The organism is Blastococcus haudaquaticus, assembly GCF_900230285.1.
In the GTDB taxonomy this organism is placed as follows: domain Bacteria; phylum Actinomycetota; class Actinomycetes; order Mycobacteriales; family Geodermatophilaceae; genus Blastococcus_B; species Blastococcus_B haudaquaticus.
Genome location: NZ_OCNK01000001.1, coordinates 549,140 through 564,445, shown reverse-complemented (window position 1 = coordinate 564,445; position 15,306 = coordinate 549,140). Strand labels below are relative to the sequence as shown.

Below are 15,306 nucleotides of genomic sequence, written 5' to 3'. Positions count from 1 at the left end.
ATGGCGAGCACATTTCGCGGTCTCCTCGGCGAGAAGCTGGGGATGACCCAGGTTTTCGACGAGAACAACCGTCTCGTGCCGGTGACCGTCGTCAAGGCGGGCCCGTGTGTGGTGACCCAGGTGCGCACCCCCGAGGTCGACGGCTACTCGGCCGTCCAGCTCGGTTTCGGTGAGATCGACCCGCGCAAGGTGAACCGCCCCGAGGGCGGGCACTTCACCAAGGCGGGCGTCACTCCGCGGCGGCACCTGGTGGAACTGCGCACCGAGGACGCCGGCGACTACACGGTCGGCCAGGAGCTGACCGCGGGCGTCCTCGACGGCGTGGCCAAGGTCGACGTCATCGGCACCAGCAAGGGCAAGGGCACCGCCGGCGTCATGAAGCGTCACGGCTTCAAGGGCCTCGGCGCGTCGCACGGCACCCAGCGCAAGCACCGGTCGCCCGGTTCCATCGGTGGCGCGTCCACCCCGGGCCGCGTGTTCAAGGGCCTGAAGATGGCCGGTCGCATGGGCAACGTCCGGACGACCACGCTCTCGCTGGTCGTGCACAAGGTCGACGCGGAGCGCGGGCTCATCCTGATCAAGGGTGCCGTTCCCGGTCCGAAGGGTGGCCTGCTCCTCGTCCGTTCCGCGGTCAAGGGCGGCCCCGTGGGGAGTGACAAGAAGTGAGCCAGTCCATCGACACGCGCACCGACCGTCAGGTCGACGTCCGCACTCCGGCGGGGGAGACCTCCGGCAGCGTGACGCTGCCCGGTGAGCTCTTCGACGCCAGTGCGAACGTCTCGCTGATGCACCAGGTCGTCGTGGCGCAGCTCGCCGCGGCCCGCCAGGGCACGCACGCGACCAAGACGCGCGCCATGGTCAGCGGTGGTGGCGTCAAGCCCTACCGCCAGAAGGGCACCGGCCGGGCCCGTCAGGGCTCGATCCGCGCGCCGCAGTTCACCGGCGGTGGCATCGTCCACGGTCCGCAGCCGCGTGACTACACCAAGAAGACCCCGAAGAAGATGAAGGCCGCCGCCCTGCGCGGCGCCCTCTCCGACCGGGCCCGCGAGGGCCGGGTGCACGTGGTCTCCGCCTTCGTGGACGGCGACGCCCCCAAGACCAAGGCCGCCCTGGCCACCCTCAACGCGGTGACCCAGGCGAAGCGGGTCCTGATCGTGCTCGACCGGGACGACGTCCTCAACTGGGTGAGCCTGCGCAACGTGCCGCAGGTGCACCTGATCGAGGCCGGCCAGCTCAACACCTACGACGTGCTGGTCGCCGACGAGGTCGTCTTCACCGAGACGGCGCTGGCCGAGTTCGTGGCCGGCCCCGCCAAGGGCAAGCAGCTGCCGGACGTCTCCACCACGGTCGTCACCGGCATCCCGTCGGTCGCTCCCGCCGAGGGCGAGGGCACCGTCGAGACCACGGCGTCCGAGGCGCCGGCCAAGAAGGCCGCTGCCAAGAAGGCCCCGGCCAAGAAGGCTGCCGCTGAGAAGCCGGCCGCCGACGAGAACTCCGAGGAGAAGGCATGAGCGTCCGCGACCCCCGGGACGTGCTGCTCGCCCCGGTCATCTCCGAGAAGAGCTACGGGCTGCTCGACGGCAACCAGTACACGTTCATCGTGCTGCCCGAGGCGAACAAGACGCAGATCAAGATCGCGGTCGAGCAGATCTTCAACGTGAAGGTCACGGGCGTGAACACGATCAACCGCCAGGGCAAGCGCAAGCGCAGCCGGGGCACGCAGATGGGGAAGCGCAAGGACACCAAGCGCGCCATCGTCTCCGTCGCCCCCGGCGACCGCATCGAGATCTTCGGGGGCCCGGGCGCCTGACGGCACCCGGACCTCACGGACCAGAGATATAGACAGGGACTGAGTCAGCAATGGCTATCCGTAAGTACAAGCCGACGACGCCGGGCCGCCGCGGCTCCAGCGTCGCCGACTTCGCCGAGGTCACCCGCGACCATCCCGAGAAGTCGCTGGTCCGACCGCTGCACGGCCGCGGTGGACGCAACGTCCACGGCAAGGTCACCGCCCGTCACCAGGGTGGTGGTCACAAGCGCGCCTACCGGCTCATCGACTTCCGTCGGGCCGACAAGGACGGCGTACCCGCCAAGGTCGCGCACATCGAGTACGACCCGAACCGCACGTCGCGGATCGCGCTGCTCCACTTCGCCGACGGCGAGAAGCGCTACATCATCGCGCCGGCGAAGCTCAAGCAGGGCGACACGGTGGAGTGCGGCCCGTCGGCCGACATCAAGCCGGGCAACAACCTGCCGCTGCGGAACATCCCCGTCGGCACCGTCGTTCACGCCATCGAGCTCCGTCCCGGTGGCGGCGCGAAGATCGCCCGCGCCGCAGGCGCCAGCGTCCAGCTGGTGGCCCGTGAGGGCCGCTTCGCGCAGCTGCGCATGCCGTCGGGCGAGATCCGCAACGTCGACGTGCGCTGCCGCGCGACCGTCGGCGAGGTGGGCAACGCCGAGCAGTCGAACATCAACTGGGGCAAGGCCGGCCGCATGCGGTGGAAGGGCAAGCGCCCGACCGTCCGCGGTGTCGCCATGAACCCGGTCGACCACCCGCACGGTGGTGGTGAGGGCAAGACCTCCGGTGGACGCCACCCGGTGAACCCGAAGGGCAAGCCGGAGGGCCGGACGCGCAAGCGGAAGGCCAGTGACGCCCTGATCGTGCGCCGCCGGCGCGCCAACAAGAAGCGCTGAGCGGGATAGGAGCCGACAGAGATGCCACGCAGCTTGAAGAAGGGCCCGTTCGTCGACGACCACCTGCTCAAGAAGGTGGACGCGCAGAACGAGAAGGGCACCAAGAACGTGATCCGTACCTGGTCACGTCGCTCGACGATCATCCCGGACATGCTCGGCCACACCCTCGCGGTGCACGACGGTCGCAAGCACGTCCCGGTGTTCGTGACCGAGGCGATGGTCGGGCACAAGCTCGGCGAGTTCGCCCCCACGCGCACCTTCCGTGGGCACATCAAGGACGACCGCCGCTCGCGGCGGGGCTGACCAGGTAGAGAGAGATTCAGATGACTTCCCAGTTGGGACAGGAGGCGCCGGTCGCCCGGGCTACGGCCCGCTTCGTCCGCGTCACCCCCATGAAGGCCCGCCGGGTGGTGGACCTGGTCCGCTACCTGCCGACCGACGAGGCACTGGCTCTGCTGCGCTTCGCCCCGCAGAGCGCGAGCGAGCCGGTGGCCAAGGTCGTCGCCAGCGCGGTGGCCAACGCCGAGCACAACCTGCAGCTCGACCCCGCCAACCTGGTGGTCAGCGCTGCCTACGTCGACGAGGGCCCCACGCTCAAGCGGATCCGTCCGCGTGCGCAGGGCCGCGCGTTCCGCATCAACAAGCGGACCAGCCACATCACCATCGAGGTGAGCGAGGTCGCCACCAGCGACGTCCTCGCGCAGAAGTCGCGCAAGGCGCGCCGGGACACCGGCATGTCCGGCCCGGCGACCCAGCAGTCCAAGAGCAACACGAGGGGAGGGACCCGCTAGTGGGTCAGAAGGTCAACCCGCACGGTTTCCGACTCGGGATCACCACCGACTACAAGTCCCGGTGGTACGCGGACAAGCTGTACAAGGACTACGTCAAGGAAGACGTCGCGATCCGCAAGCTCATGTCCAAGGGCATGGAGCGGGCCGGCATCTCCAAGGTCGAGATCGAGCGCACCCGTGACCGGGTCCGCGTCGACATCCACACCGCCCGGCCGGGCATCGTCATCGGCCGTCGCGGCGCGGAGGCCGACCGCATCCGCGGTGAGCTCGAGAAGCTCACCGGCAAGCAGGTGCAGCTGAACATCCTCGAGGTCAAGAACCCCGAGTCGGATGCGCAGCTCGTCGCCCAGGGCGTGGCCGAGCAGCTCTCCAGCCGCGTCAGCTTCCGCCGTGCCATGCGCAAGGCCATGCAGTCGGCCCAGCGCAGCCCGCAGGTGAAGGGCATCCGGGTGCAGTGCTCGGGTCGCCTGGGTGGCACGGAGATGAGCCGGTCGGAGTTCTACCGCGAGGGACGGGTGCCGCTGCACACGCTCCGCGCGAACATCGACTACGGCATCTACGAGGCCCGCACGACCTTCGGCCGCATCGGCGTGAAGGTCTGGATCTACAAGGGTGACGTCAGCGGCTCCCGCGCCGAGCGCGCGGCCCTGGAGGCCCTGGCCGACCGTCAGCAGCGTCGTGAGCGCGCCCAGCGCCCGCAGCGTCGTTCCGGTTCGTCGGGCACCACCGCCGGCGGCACCGAGGCTGGCCGCGCCGCGGTCGAGTCCTCGACCGGTCCGGTTGCCGACACGGCCGAGAGCACCGTCGCGGTGAGCTCGGGCGAGGTCGCTCCCGAGACCACCGTCGCCGAGGTCGCCGGTCCGGAGGCCACCGCTGCCGCCGAGGCCACCGCGGCCGAGACGACCGAGAACACCACCACCAACGAGCAGGGGAGCTGACCGTGCTGATCCCACGGCGCGTCAAGCACCGCAAGCAGCACCACCCCGACCGCGGCGGCAAGGCCAAGGGCGGCACCGCGATCAACTTCGGTGAGTACGCCATCCAGGCCCTCGAGCCGGCGTACGTGACCAACCGGCAGATCGAGTCCGCCCGTATCGCCATGACGCGCCACATCAAGCGTGGCGGCAAGGTGTGGATCTCGATCTACCCGGACCGTCCGCTCACCAAGAAGCCCGCCGAGACCCGCATGGGTTCCGGTAAGGGTTCGCCGGAGTGGTGGGTCGCCAACGTGAAGCCCGGCCGCATCATGTTCGAGCTCTCGGGTGTCGCCGAGCCGGTGGCCCGCGAGGCCATGCGCCGCGCGATCCACAAGCTCCCCATGAAGTGCCGCTTCATCACGCGTGAAGGAGAAGTGTGATGGCCGCCGGTCTGACCGCTCCGGAGCTGCGCGAGCTCTCTGTCGACGAGCTCGCGTCGCGGCTGCGTGAGTCGAAGGAAGAACTGTTCAACCTGCGGTTCCAGGTGGCCACCGGCCAGCTGGACAACAACCGGCGACTGCAGACCGTCCGCCGCGACATCGCCCGGATCTACACGATCATGCGCGAGCGCGAGCTGGGTCTCTCGGTCGCCCCGAACGAGGGTGTGGCATGAGCGAGACCCAGGAAACCAGTCAGGTCTCCAGTGGGCCCGGCCTCGCGGGCCGTGGCTACCGCAAGGTCCGCGAGGGCCTCGTGGTCAGCGACAAGATGGAGAAGACCATCGTCGTCGAGGTCGAGGACCGCGTGAAGCACGCCCTCTACGGCAAGGTCATCCGCCGGACGAACAAGCTCAAGGTGCACGACGAGCAGAACGTCGCCGGTATCGGGGACCGTGTCCAGATCATGGAGACCCGGCCGACGTCGGCCACCAAGCGGTGGCGTCTGGTCGAGATCATCGAGAAGGCGAAGTAGGCCAGCAGTGAGCGGTCCTCCGGGGCCGTAGCACAAGACCAGAGCGATACGCGTACTCTGGACGACTGGCGCGCACCACATCTGTCCGCAGACAGTGCGCGCCGCATCCCGGTACCCGTGCTTCGACGCACCGGCGGCGATCGCCGCCGGTGCGTCGGCACGCGGGTGCCGGACAGCCGGTTCACCGATCCGGCCCGGCTGTCACCACAAGTTTTTGGGAGTTGGACGTGATCCAGCAGGAGTCGCGACTGCGCGTCGCCGACAACACGGGTGCGAAGGAGATCCTCTGCATCCGGGTGCTCGGCGGCTCCGGGCGACGCTACGCGGGCATCGGCGACGTGATCGTCGGAACCGTCAAGGACGCGCTGCCCGGTGCCGGCGTCAAGAAGGGTGACGTGGTCAAGGCCGTCGTCGTCCGCACCGTGAAGGAGCGCCGTCGTCCCGACGGTTCCTACATCCGCTTCGACGAGAACGCCGCGGTCATCATCCGCGACAGCGGCGACCCGCGCGGTACGCGCATCTTCGGCCCCGTGGGCCGCGAGCTCCGCGACAAGCGCTTCATGCGGATCATCTCGCTCGCACCGGAGGTGCTGTGATCATGGCTGCCACGAACAAGGGCACCGGCAAGACCGGCACGTCCAAGGCGAAGGCGCCTTCCATGAAGGTGAAGAAGGGCGACACCGTTCTCGTCCTGTCCGGCAAGGACAAGGGTGCGAAGGGCCGCGTCATCGCTGCCTTCCCGGCGGTCCAGCGCGTCCTCGTCGAGGGCGTGGGGCGCATCAAGAAGCACACCCGCATCAGCTCGACGCAGCGCGGTGCCCAGCAGGGCGGGATCGTCACGCAGGAGGCGCCCATCCACGTGAGCAACGTGATGGTGGTCGACTCCGAGGACAAGCCGACCCGGGTCGGCTACCGCAAGGACGACAACGGCCGCAACGTCCGGGTCTCGCGGCGCACCGGTAAGGACCTCTGATCCCATGAGCGCACCCACGCGCGAGCTGCCCCGCATGCTCGCCCACTACCGCGAGAACATCGCGCCGGCCCTGCAGTCGGAGTTCAACTTCGACAACGTCATGCAGATCCCGCGCCTGACGAAGATCGTCGTCAACATGGGCGTCGGCGAGGCCACTCGCGACGCCAAGCTGATGGACGGCGCCGTGCGCGACCTGACCGCGATCACCGGTCAGAAGCCGGCCGTCGTCCGGGCCCGCAAGTCCATCGCCCAGTTCAAGCTGCGCGAGGGCATGCCGATCGGCGCCAAGGTCACCCTTCGCGGCGACCGGATGTGGGAGTTCCTGGACCGGCTGCTGTCGCTGGCCCTGCCCCGTATCCGTGACTTCCGCGGGCTCAGCCCGAAGCAGTTCGACGGCCACGGCAACTACACGTTCGGCCTCAACGAGCAGTCGATGTTCCGCGAGATCGACGTCGACAGGATCGACCGGCCGCGCGGCATGGACATCACGCTGGTCACCACCGCGACGAACGACGAGGAGGGCCGCGAGCTGCTCCGTCAGCTCGGCTTCCCCTTCGCCGGCGTGCCCGTCGTGACCACCATCAGCTGAGCCGGTAGGAGAAGACAATGGCCAAGAAGGCTCTGATCGAGAAGGCGAACCGCAAGCCCAAGTTCGCCGTCCGTGGCTACACCCGCTGCCAGCGCTGCGGCCGTCCGCACTCCGTCTTCCGCAAGTTCGGCCTGTGCCGGATCTGCCTGCGGGAGATGGCGCACGCCGGGGAGCTCCCGGGCGTCCGCAAGTCCAGCTGGTAACCACCAGCCGTCCCGACCCGGCCGGAGCACGAGCACCGGCCGAACCGCAGCACCACCGATCGCCGATAGGCCCTGCGCCAAGTCTCCGAGACCCAGCGCACGAGGAACCGCGGCGAGAGAGGCACCACCCGACATGACGATGACCGACCCGATCGCGGACATGCTGACGCGGCTGCGGAACGCCAACCAGGCGTACCACGACTCCGCGGCCATGCCGTCCTCGAAGCTCAAGACGCACATCGCCGAGATCCTCCAGCAGGAGGGCTACATCGCCGGCTGGACCGTCAACGACGTGGAGAAGGACGGCAGCACCTTCAAGCAGCTCGTCGTCGACCTGAAGTACGGGCCGAACCGCGAGCGCAGCATCGCCGGCGTCCGCCGCGTGTCCAAGCCCGGTCTCCGGGTGTACGCGAAGTCCACCGCACTGCCCAAGGTGCTCGGCGGTCTCGGCGTCGCGATCATCTCGACGTCGACCGGGCTGCTGACCGACAAGCAGGCGAACAAGAAGGGCGTGGGTGGGGAAGTCCTCGCCTACGTCTGGTAAGGGGCCAACGACATGTCACGGATCGGACGACTCCCGATCGCCGTGCCGAGCGGCGTGGACATCGCCATCGACGGCCAGACGGTCAGCGTCAAGGGGCCCAAGGGCTCGCTGACGCACACGGTCGCGGCGCCCATCACGGTGGAGCGCGACGAGGACGGCACGCTCCGCGTGCAGCGTCCCAACGACGAGCGTCAGAACCGCGCCCTGCACGGGCTGTCGCGGACGCTCATCGCCAACATGATCACCGGTGTCACCGAGGGCTACACGAAGACCCTCGAGATCGTCGGTGTCGGTTACCGCGTCCAGGCGCGCGGCTCGGACCTCGAGTTCGCCCTGGGCTTCAGCCACCCGGTGCCGGTGAAGGCCCCCGAGGGGATCTCCTTCGCCGTCGAGTCCCCGACCCGCCTGCGGGTGACGGGGATCGACAAGCAGCAGGTCGGCGAGGTCGCTGCCAAGATCCGCAAGATCCGCAAGCCCGACCCGTACAAGGGCAAGGGCGTGCGGTACCAGGGCGAGGTCGTCAAGCGCAAGGTCGGGAAGACGGGTAAGTAATGGCTCAGGCAGAGAAGACCGCTCGGGTCCACAAGCCCGTCGGCACCGACATCAGCACGGCCCGCCGCGTCTCGCGGCTGCGCCGTCACAACCGACTCCGCAAGCGCGTCGAGGGAACGCCGGAGCGTCCGCGCCTGGTGGTCAAGCGCTCGTCGCGGCACATCCACGTGCAGCTCGTGGACGACACGGCCGGCCGCACGCTGGCCAGCGCGTCGACGATGGGGCTCCGTGGCGCCGAGGGTGACAAGTCCGCCCTCGCCCGCCAGGTCGGCGCCCTGATCGCCGACCGCGCCAAGTCCGCCGGCATCTCCGCCGTCGTCTTCGACCGTGGTGGGAACCGGTACGCCGGTCGCATCGCCGCGCTCGCCGACGGCGCCCGCGAGGGTGGGCTGGACTTCTGATGACCAGCACCCGGAACACCGTGCAGAAGAAGATCGAGAGGGACGTCTGATGCCAGGACCACAGCGACGCGGCGGTGGCGCCGGGGGAGCCGGTGGCGCCGGCGGCGCCGGCGGCGGTAACGACCGCCGCGACCGTCGTGACGGCGGTCGGGGCCCCGGAGGCGCGCCCGCCGAGAAGAGCAACTACATCGAGCGCGTCGTCGCGATCAACCGCGTGTCCAAGGTCGTGAAGGGTGGTCGTCGCTTCAGCTTCACCGCCCTCGTGATCGTGGGCGACGGCGACGGCAAGGTCGGCGTGGGCTACGGCAAGGCCAAGGAGGTGCCCGCGGCGATCGCCAAGGGCGTCGAGGAGGCCAAGAAGCACTTCTACGCCGTGCCGCGCATCGCCAGCACCATCCCGCACCCCGTGCAGGGTGAGGCGGCCGCCGGTGTCGTGCTGCTCAAGCCGGCCAGCCCCGGTACCGGCGTCATCGCCGGTGGCCCGGTGCGTGCCGTGCTCGAGTGCGCCGGCATCCACGACGTGCTGTCCAAGAGCCTGGGTTCCTCGAACCCGATCAACATCGTGCACGCCACGATGCAGGCGCTGAAGGACCTCGTCCGCCCCGAGGAGATCGCGGCCCGCCGTGGTCTGCCCCTCGAGGACGTCGCCCCGGCCGCCATGCTGCGTGCCCGTGCGGGTCAGGGGGTCTGAGATGGCGCAGATCAAGGTCACCCAGGTCAAGTCCGGTATCGGCCGCAAGAAGAACCAGCGCGAGACGCTGCGTTCCCTCGGTCTGAAGCGGATCCACGACTCGGTCGTGCAGGAGGACCGTCCCGAGATCCGCGGGATGGTCGCGACGGTGCCGCACCTGGTCACCGTCGAAGAGATCGTCTGAGCAGGGGAACACCATGACTCTCAAGGTCCATCACCTGCGTCCGGCAGCCGGCGCCCACGCCAAGAAGATTCGCGTGGGTCGTGGTGAGGGCGGCAAGCGGGGCAAGACGGCCGGTCGCGGCACCAAGGGCTCCGGCGCACGTGGCAACACGCACGCCCGGTTCGAGGGTGGGCAGACCCCGCTGCACATGCGGCTGCCCAAGCTCTCCGGCTTCAAGAGCCCGAACAAGGTCGTCTTCCAGGTCGTCAACCTCGACCGGATCGCGGCGCTCTTCCCGCAGGGCGGCACGATCGGCCCGGACGCACTTGTCCAGGCCGGCGCCGTCCGCCGCGGTCAGCTCGTCAAGGTGCTCGGCACCGGCGACCTGGGTGGCGTGAAGGTCGACGTCCAGGCCCACGCCTTCTCCGCGTCCGCAGCCGAGAAGATCGGCGCGGCCGGAGGAAGCACCACCGTTCTCTGAAGGTAGAAGGACCCCCCTGCCCCTCGGCCCCCTTGCAGGGGCCCACCGCGCGCTTGCGAGCGGTGGGGGGCAAGGGGGTCCTTTTGCCGCCCTGCACTGATGCGGGGCGGGCCGATTGCTAACCTCGACCGACCGACTAGGGGAGGGCACGTGCTGCAGGCGTTCGCCGCGGCGTTCCGGACGCCAGACCTCCGGCGCAAGCTGCTGTTCTCCCTGGCGATCATCGCCGTCTACCGGCTGGGCGCCGCGGTCCCCGGACCGGGCGTCTCCGTCGAGGCGATCAACAACTGTCTCGAGCAGGCCCAGGCCTCCGATCAGCGCGACCTCTACTCGCTGGTCAACCTGTTCTCCGGTGGCGCGCTGCTGCGGCTGAGCGTCTTCGCGCTCGGGATCATGCCGTACATCACGGCGAGCATCATCGTTCAGCTGCTGGTGGTCGTGATCCCGCGGTTCGAGCAGCTGAAGAAGGAGGGGCAGTCGGGTCAGGCGAAGCTGACCCAGTACACCCGCTACCTGACGATCGCCCTCGCCGTCCTGCAGAGCACCGGCATCATCGCCCTGGCGCGCAGCGGGCAGCTGTTCCCCAACTGCTCCGAGTCGATCATCCCCTCGGACTCCGTCTGGTCGACCGTGGTGCTGGTCATCGCGCTGACCGCGGGCACCGCCCTGATCATGTGGCTCGGCGAGCTGCTGACCGAGAAGGGGATCGGCAACGGCATGTCCGTGCTGATCTTCACCTCGATCGCCGCGCGGATCCCGGCGGAGGGCGGCTCGATCCTGCAGACCCGCGGCGGCGTCGTCTTCGCCGTCGTCTGTGCCTTCGCCCTGCTGATCATCGGCGCGGTCGTCTACGTCGAGCAGGCCCAGCGCCGGATCCCGGTGCAGTACGCCAAGCGGATGGTCGGCCGACGGATGTACGGCGGCACGAGCACGTACCTGCCGCTGAAGGTCAACCAGGCCGGCGTCATCCCGGTCATCTTCGCGTCGTCCCTGCTCTACCTGCCGCAACTGATCACCCAGTTGCAGGGCAACGAGACGGGTCCGGTGCGGCAGTTCTTCGAGAACTACATCATCGACCAGAGCAGTCCGGTCCACGTCGCGTTCTACTTCGGCCTGATCGTGTTCTTCACGTACTTCTACGTGTCGATCACGTTCAACCCCGAGGAGCGGGCCGACGACATGAAGCGCTACGGCGGCTTCATCCCCGGCATCCGTCCGGGCCGGCCGACCGCCGAGTACCTGCAGTACGTCCTGTCGCGGATCACCCTGCCGGGCTCGCTGTACCTGGGCACGGTGGCGGTGCTGCCCAACCTGTTCCTGTCGATCACGCAGGAGGGGCAGAACCAGAACTTCCCGTTCGGCGGGACCGCGGTGCTGATCATGGTCGGAGTGGGGTTGGAGACGGTGAAGCAGATCGAGACGCAACTCAACCAGCGCAACTACGAAGGGTTCCTGAAGTAGTGCGCGTCGTGCTGCTGGGACCCCCCGGAGCGGGCAAGGGCACCCAGGCGCAGATCATCGCCGGTCGTTTCGGCGTTCCCGCGATCTCCACCGGCGACATCTTCCGGGCCAACGTGAGCGGCCAGACCGAGCTGGGTCAGCAGGCGAAGACCTACATGGACGCCGGCGACCTCGTCCCCGACGAGATCACGGTGGCGATGGTCAAGGACCGGCTGGCCGAGCCCGACGCCAAGGCCGGCTTCCTGCTCGACGGCTTCCCGCGCACGATCGCGCAGGCCGAGCAGCTGCGCGAATCGCTGACCGAGCTGGGTCACCAGCTCGACTGCGTGCTCGAGCTGGTCGTCGACGAGGACGAGCTGGTCCGCCGGCTCTCCGGCCGCCGGATGCTCGTCGACGGCGAGATGGTCCAGCGGGACGACGACAAGCCCGAGACCGTCCGGCACCGCCTGCAGGTGTACCGGGAACAGACCGCACCGCTCTCCGGCTTCTACGAGACCGAGGGGCTGCTCGCCCGCATCGACGCCATCGGTGAGGTCGACGAGGTCACGGCCCGCGCGCTCGCCGCGTGCGGGGCGCCGGAGCCCGGACAGCCCGCAGCGGGCTGACGGAAGAGGGCAGGAGATGTCGGCCGGGATCCTGAGCCGCCTCCCGCTGCTCGCGAAGTGGAGTGGACGCATGATCCAGATCAAGACAGCGCACGAGATCGAGCTCATGCGAGCCTCGGGGCTCGTGACGGCCGGGGCCATCGCCGCGGTCAAGGCGGCGGTACGTCCCGGCGTCAGCACCGGTGAGCTGGACGCCATCGCGGAGGACCACATCCGCTCCCAGGGGGCGGTGCCGAACTTCCTCGGCTACCACGGGTTCACCGGGACGATCTGCGCGTCGATCAACCACGAGATCGTGCACGGCATCCCGAACCCCGAGCGCCGGCTGGCCGAGGGCGACAACATCTCCATCGACTGCGGCGCCATCCTTCAGGGCTGGCACAGCGACTCCGCGGTCACGGTGACGGTGGGGGAGCCCTCGGCCGAGGACGCCGCATTGCTGGAGGTGACGGAACGGTCGATGTGGGCCGGGCTGGCCAGAGCGATCGCCGGCGGTCGGCTGACCGACATCAGCCACGCGGTCGAGGAGACCATCACCGCCGAGTCGCACCCGTACGGCATCGTTGACCACTACGGCGGGCACGGGATCGGGACCGAGATGCACCAGGACCCGCACGTGCTGAACTACGGCCGCCCCGGCCGCGGCCCCAAGCTCGTGCCCGGTCTCACGCTGGCCATCGAACCGATGGTCACGGTGGGGAACCCGGCCACCGTGGAGCTGGACGACGGCTGGACCGTCATCACGAAGGACGGATCGCGGGCTGCTCACTTCGAGCACACGGTCGCGATCACCCCCGAGGGCCCGTGGGTGCTGACCGCGCCGGACGGCGGCGTCGCCGGGCTCGCACCGTTCGGCGTCGCGCCCCGGACCTGACGGCGTCCGCACGCCGGCCATGATCGCCGTCACCCGAGGGCGGGTTGGTGACGCGTGGGGCGTCAAGGTACAGTGGCCGATGGCGTTCGCGCCGTTCCGCCGTCCTGCTGTGGCCGCATGACCCGGAACGCCCTCGCGAGAACGTCTGCACCACCTGTTCTGCAATCACCGAGCGCATCCGACGGGGTTCCGCCCTGGGTGCGCCGGGACATGGACCACCGAGTCGAGGAGCGCGTGTAGGGAATGGCGAAGAAGGACGGGGCCATCGAGGTCGAGGGTCGCGTCGTCGAGCCGCTGCCCAATGCGATGTTCCGGGTCGAGCTGCAGAACGGGCACCGGGTGCTCGCCCACATCAGCGGCAAGATGCGCCAGCACTACATCCGCATCCTGCCCGAGGACCGCGTGGTCGTGGAGCTCTCGCCCTACGACCTGACCCGCGGTCGCATCGTCTACCGCTACAAGTAACCGCTCGGCCCGCGCCCCTGGGGAGCCCAGGCAGGTGGCGGCCGGCACACGATCGAGGAATGAGGGGCGGCACCGGTGAAGGTCCAGCCGTCGGTGAAGAAGATCTGCGACAAGTGCAAGGTGATCCGCCGGCACGGCCGGGTCATGGTCATCTGCGACAACGCCCGGCACAAGCAGCGCCAGGGCTGAGTCGAACGAACAGGGAGCACCCAGAACATGGCACGACTGGCCGGCGTCGACCTGCCCCGCGAGAAGCGGATGGAGATCGCGCTCACCTACATCTATGGCATCGGCAAGACCCACGCCAAGGAGACCCTGGCCGCGACGGGCGTCAGCCCCGACCTGCGCGCCAAGGACCTCACTGACGAGGACCTGCTGAAGCTGCGTGACTACATCGACGAGCACTTCCGCGTCGAGGGTGACCTGCGCCGCGACGTCGCCGCCGACATCCGCCGCAAGGTGGAGATCGGCAGCTACCAGGGGCTGCGGCACCGCCGTGGCCTCCCGGTCCGCGGGCAGCGCACCAAGACCAACGCGCGCTCGAGCAAGGGCCCGCGCAAGACGATCGCGGGCAAGAAGAAGGCGCGCTGATCTCAGCACGACCGGCGCGCCGTCGCAGCTACCCGTGAGGGCGGGAGCGACACCGCGCCACGAGCTCACGCTCACCACACCAGGCCACTGAACGATCAAGGATCCGGAGAGACATGCCTCCCAGGGCTCGCACCGCGGCTGGTGCCAAGAAGGTCCGCCGCAAGGAGAAGAAGAACGTCGCCCACGGCGCCGCGCACATCAAGAGCACGTTCAACAACACGATCGTGTCGATCACCGACCCGAACGGCAACGTGATCAGCTGGGCCTCCGCCGGCCACGTCGGCTTCAAGGGCTCGCGCAAGTCCACGCCGTTCGCGGCGCAGATGGCTGCCGAGAACGCCGCGCGCAAGGCGCAGGAGCACGGCATGCGCAAGGTCGACGTCTTCGTGAAGGGCCCGGGCTCCGGTCGCGAGACCGCCATCCGCTCCCTGCAGGCCACGGGCCTCGAGGTCGGGCAGATCCAGGACGTGACGCCGCAGCCGCACAACGGCTGCCGCCCCAAGAAGCGCCGCCGGGTCTGACCGGCTCCTTGACGAGACGAAACAGGAGTATTTGACGTGGCCCGCTATACCGGAGCCGACTGCCGCCTCTGCCGGCGCGAGAAGATGAAGCTGTTCCTCAAGGGCAGCAAGTGCGAGTCCCCGAAGTGCCCGATCGAGATCCGGCCGTACCCGCCGGGCGAGCACGGCCGTGGCCGCACCAAGGACAGCGAGTACCTGCTCCAGCTTCGCGAGAAGCAGAAGGCCCGCCGCATCTACGGCGTCCTGGAGAAGCAGTTCCGCGGTTACTACGAAGAGGCCAACCGCAAGACCGGTAAGACCGGTGAGGTCCTCCTCCAGATCCTGGAGTCGCGCCTCGACAACGTGGTCTACCGGGCCGGTTTCGCCGAGTCCCGGGACATGGCGCGCCAGCTGGTGCGCCACGGCCACATCCGGGTGAACGGCCGCAAGGTCGACATCCCCTCGTACCGCGTGAGCGAGAACGACATCATCGAGGTGGCCGAGAAGTCGCGCACGATGCTGCCGTTCGAGATCGCCCAGGCCCGGGCCGGCGAGCGTCCCACCCCGCCGTGGCTCGAGGTCGTAAGCAGCCAGCTGCGCGTGCTCGTGCACGGCATCCCGGCCCGCCAGGTGATCGACACCCCGGTCCAAGAGCAGCTGATCGTGGAGCTCTACTCGAAGTAACAGCAGGACCCCCTGCCCCCACCGCTCGCAGGCTCGCGGTGGGACCGGCAGGGGCCACGAACTGCAGGACGGCGGGGCGGGCGGACAGATGTCCGCCCCGCCGGCACCACCCCCTCACGGCGTCATATGGCGGGTGCCGGAGGACCAGAAGGAGA

At 69.0% G+C, this 15,306-nt stretch carries 28 protein-coding genes; all 28 read left to right on the top strand.

All coding sequences use genetic code 11. The annotated features are described in order from the left end of the window. The 28 genes from rplC (at window position 1) to rpsD (ending at window position 15,151) form a co-directional block, all read left to right on the top strand. Window positions 1-666: a 50S ribosomal protein L3 gene (gene rplC / locus CRP30_RS02765; protein WP_097182413.1), complete on the top strand. Its 666-nt coding sequence runs from the start codon at window positions 1-3 to the stop codon at window positions 664-666. Next, entirely contained in the window at window positions 663-1,511 is an 849-nt protein-coding gene (gene rplD / locus CRP30_RS02760) for a 50S ribosomal protein L4 (protein ID WP_200814506.1), read from the top strand. Before rplC ends, rplD begins: the two co-directional genes overlap by 4 nt. Next, window positions 1,508-1,810: a 50S ribosomal protein L23 gene (gene rplW / locus CRP30_RS02755; protein WP_097182412.1), complete on the top strand. Its 303-nt coding sequence runs from the start codon at window positions 1,508-1,510 to the stop codon at window positions 1,808-1,810. Before rplD ends, rplW begins: the two co-directional genes overlap by 4 nt. Window positions 1,811-1,860: 50 nt before the next feature. Further along, window positions 1,861-2,694, top strand: a complete 834-nt coding sequence (rplB, locus tag CRP30_RS02750; RefSeq protein WP_097182411.1) for a 50S ribosomal protein L2 — start codon at window positions 1,861-1,863, stop codon at window positions 2,692-2,694. Between the two features lie 21 nt (window positions 2,695-2,715). Then, complete coding sequence (rpsS, locus tag CRP30_RS02745) at window positions 2,716-2,997, top strand: 30S ribosomal protein S19 (protein WP_029340037.1); 282 nt, start codon at window positions 2,716-2,718, stop codon at window positions 2,995-2,997. Window positions 2,998-3,017: 20 nt separating this feature from the next. Beyond that, window positions 3,018-3,485, top strand: a complete 468-nt coding sequence (gene rplV / locus CRP30_RS02740; RefSeq protein WP_097182410.1) for a 50S ribosomal protein L22 — start codon at window positions 3,018-3,020, stop codon at window positions 3,483-3,485. After that, on the top strand, window positions 3,485-4,423 hold the full coding sequence (rpsC, locus tag CRP30_RS02735) for a 30S ribosomal protein S3 (protein ID WP_097182409.1): 939 nt from the start codon (window positions 3,485-3,487) through the stop codon (window positions 4,421-4,423). The genes rplV and rpsC overlap by 1 nt, the downstream gene beginning before the upstream one ends. Before the next feature lie 2 nt (window positions 4,424-4,425). Then, the gene (rplP, locus tag CRP30_RS02730) at window positions 4,426-4,842 is read left to right on the top strand and encodes a 50S ribosomal protein L16 (protein ID WP_097182408.1); all 417 of its coding nucleotides are present in this window, start codon (window positions 4,426-4,428) and stop codon (window positions 4,840-4,842) included. Next, a complete protein-coding gene (gene rpmC, locus CRP30_RS02725; protein WP_091929105.1) occupies window positions 4,842-5,075 on the top strand; it encodes a 50S ribosomal protein L29 in 234 nt (77 codons plus the stop codon). Before rplP ends, rpmC begins: the two co-directional genes overlap by 1 nt. Next, window positions 5,072-5,374, top strand: a complete 303-nt coding sequence (gene rpsQ, locus CRP30_RS02720; RefSeq protein ID WP_097182407.1) for a 30S ribosomal protein S17 — start codon at window positions 5,072-5,074, stop codon at window positions 5,372-5,374. Before rpmC ends, rpsQ begins: the two co-directional genes overlap by 4 nt. 227 nt (window positions 5,375-5,601) lie before the next feature. Beyond that, window positions 5,602-5,970: a 50S ribosomal protein L14 gene (rplN, locus tag CRP30_RS02715; RefSeq protein ID WP_091929103.1), complete on the top strand. Its 369-nt coding sequence runs from the start codon at window positions 5,602-5,604 to the stop codon at window positions 5,968-5,970. Window positions 5,971-5,972: 2 nt separating this feature from the next. After that, the gene (rplX, locus tag CRP30_RS02710; protein WP_439647016.1) at window positions 5,973-6,347 is read left to right on the top strand and encodes a 50S ribosomal protein L24; all 375 of its coding nucleotides are present in this window, start codon (window positions 5,973-5,975) and stop codon (window positions 6,345-6,347) included. 4 nt (window positions 6,348-6,351) lie between these two features. Next, the gene (gene rplE / locus CRP30_RS02705) at window positions 6,352-6,936 is read left to right on the top strand and encodes a 50S ribosomal protein L5 (protein WP_097182406.1); all 585 of its coding nucleotides are present in this window, start codon (window positions 6,352-6,354) and stop codon (window positions 6,934-6,936) included. 17 nt (window positions 6,937-6,953) lie between these two features. After that, complete coding sequence (locus tag CRP30_RS02700; protein WP_026857026.1) at window positions 6,954-7,139, top strand: type Z 30S ribosomal protein S14; 186 nt, start codon at window positions 6,954-6,956, stop codon at window positions 7,137-7,139. A gap of 133 nt (window positions 7,140-7,272) precedes the next feature. Then, window positions 7,273-7,683: a 30S ribosomal protein S8 gene (gene rpsH / locus CRP30_RS02695; RefSeq protein ID WP_097182405.1), complete on the top strand. Its 411-nt coding sequence runs from the start codon at window positions 7,273-7,275 to the stop codon at window positions 7,681-7,683. Between the two features lie 12 nt (window positions 7,684-7,695). Continuing rightward, a complete protein-coding gene (gene rplF / locus CRP30_RS02690; RefSeq protein ID WP_097182404.1) occupies window positions 7,696-8,235 on the top strand; it encodes a 50S ribosomal protein L6 in 540 nt (179 codons plus the stop codon). Continuing rightward, window positions 8,235-8,636: a 50S ribosomal protein L18 gene (gene rplR, locus CRP30_RS02685; protein ID WP_097182403.1), complete on the top strand. Its 402-nt coding sequence runs from the start codon at window positions 8,235-8,237 to the stop codon at window positions 8,634-8,636. Before rplF ends, rplR begins: the two co-directional genes overlap by 1 nt. Window positions 8,637-8,685: 49 nt before the next feature. Continuing rightward, window positions 8,686-9,327 carry a 30S ribosomal protein S5 gene (gene rpsE, locus CRP30_RS02680; protein WP_097182402.1) on the top strand — a complete coding sequence of 214 codons (642 nt, stop codon included), beginning with the start codon at window positions 8,686-8,688 and terminating at the stop codon, window positions 9,325-9,327. A gap of 1 nt (window position 9,328) precedes the next feature. Beyond that, window positions 9,329-9,511, top strand: a complete 183-nt coding sequence (gene rpmD, locus CRP30_RS02675; RefSeq protein WP_097182401.1) for a 50S ribosomal protein L30 — start codon at window positions 9,329-9,331, stop codon at window positions 9,509-9,511. 13 nt (window positions 9,512-9,524) lie between these two features. Beyond that, window positions 9,525-9,971 (top strand): 50S ribosomal protein L15, encoded by a 447-nt coding sequence (rplO, locus tag CRP30_RS02670; protein WP_097182400.1) that lies wholly within the window; start codon window positions 9,525-9,527, stop codon window positions 9,969-9,971. Between the two features lie 150 nt (window positions 9,972-10,121). Beyond that, window positions 10,122-11,432 carry a preprotein translocase subunit SecY gene (gene secY / locus CRP30_RS02665; RefSeq protein WP_097182399.1) on the top strand — a complete coding sequence of 437 codons (1,311 nt, stop codon included), beginning with the start codon at window positions 10,122-10,124 and terminating at the stop codon, window positions 11,430-11,432. 8 nt (window positions 11,433-11,440) lie between these two features. Next, window positions 11,441-12,037 carry an adenylate kinase gene (locus CRP30_RS02660; protein ID WP_304528891.1) on the top strand — a complete coding sequence of 199 codons (597 nt, stop codon included), beginning with the start codon at window positions 11,441-11,443 and terminating at the stop codon, window positions 12,035-12,037. A 70-nt stretch (window positions 12,038-12,107) separates the two neighbouring features. Further along, window positions 12,108-12,911, top strand: coding sequence for a type I methionyl aminopeptidase (gene map, locus CRP30_RS02655; RefSeq protein WP_097183084.1), 804 nt, complete (start codon window positions 12,108-12,110; stop codon window positions 12,909-12,911). A gap of 243 nt (window positions 12,912-13,154) precedes the next feature. Then, on the top strand, window positions 13,155-13,376 hold the full coding sequence (infA, locus tag CRP30_RS02650; RefSeq protein ID WP_012950459.1) for a translation initiation factor IF-1: 222 nt from the start codon (window positions 13,155-13,157) through the stop codon (window positions 13,374-13,376). Between the two features lie 75 nt (window positions 13,377-13,451). Next, on the top strand, window positions 13,452-13,565 hold the full coding sequence (gene rpmJ / locus CRP30_RS02645; protein ID WP_012950458.1) for a 50S ribosomal protein L36: 114 nt from the start codon (window positions 13,452-13,454) through the stop codon (window positions 13,563-13,565). A 27-nt stretch (window positions 13,566-13,592) separates the two neighbouring features. Beyond that, window positions 13,593-13,967 (top strand): 30S ribosomal protein S13, encoded by a 375-nt coding sequence (gene rpsM, locus CRP30_RS02640; protein ID WP_097182397.1) that lies wholly within the window; start codon window positions 13,593-13,595, stop codon window positions 13,965-13,967. A 113-nt stretch (window positions 13,968-14,080) separates the two neighbouring features. Continuing rightward, a complete protein-coding gene (rpsK, locus tag CRP30_RS02635) occupies window positions 14,081-14,488 on the top strand; it encodes a 30S ribosomal protein S11 (RefSeq protein WP_026857037.1) in 408 nt (135 codons plus the stop codon). Window positions 14,489-14,524: 36 nt separating this feature from the next. Further along, complete coding sequence (gene rpsD, locus CRP30_RS02630) at window positions 14,525-15,151, top strand: 30S ribosomal protein S4 (RefSeq protein WP_097182396.1); 627 nt, start codon at window positions 14,525-14,527, stop codon at window positions 15,149-15,151. Window positions 15,152-15,306: the final 155 nt, after the last annotated feature.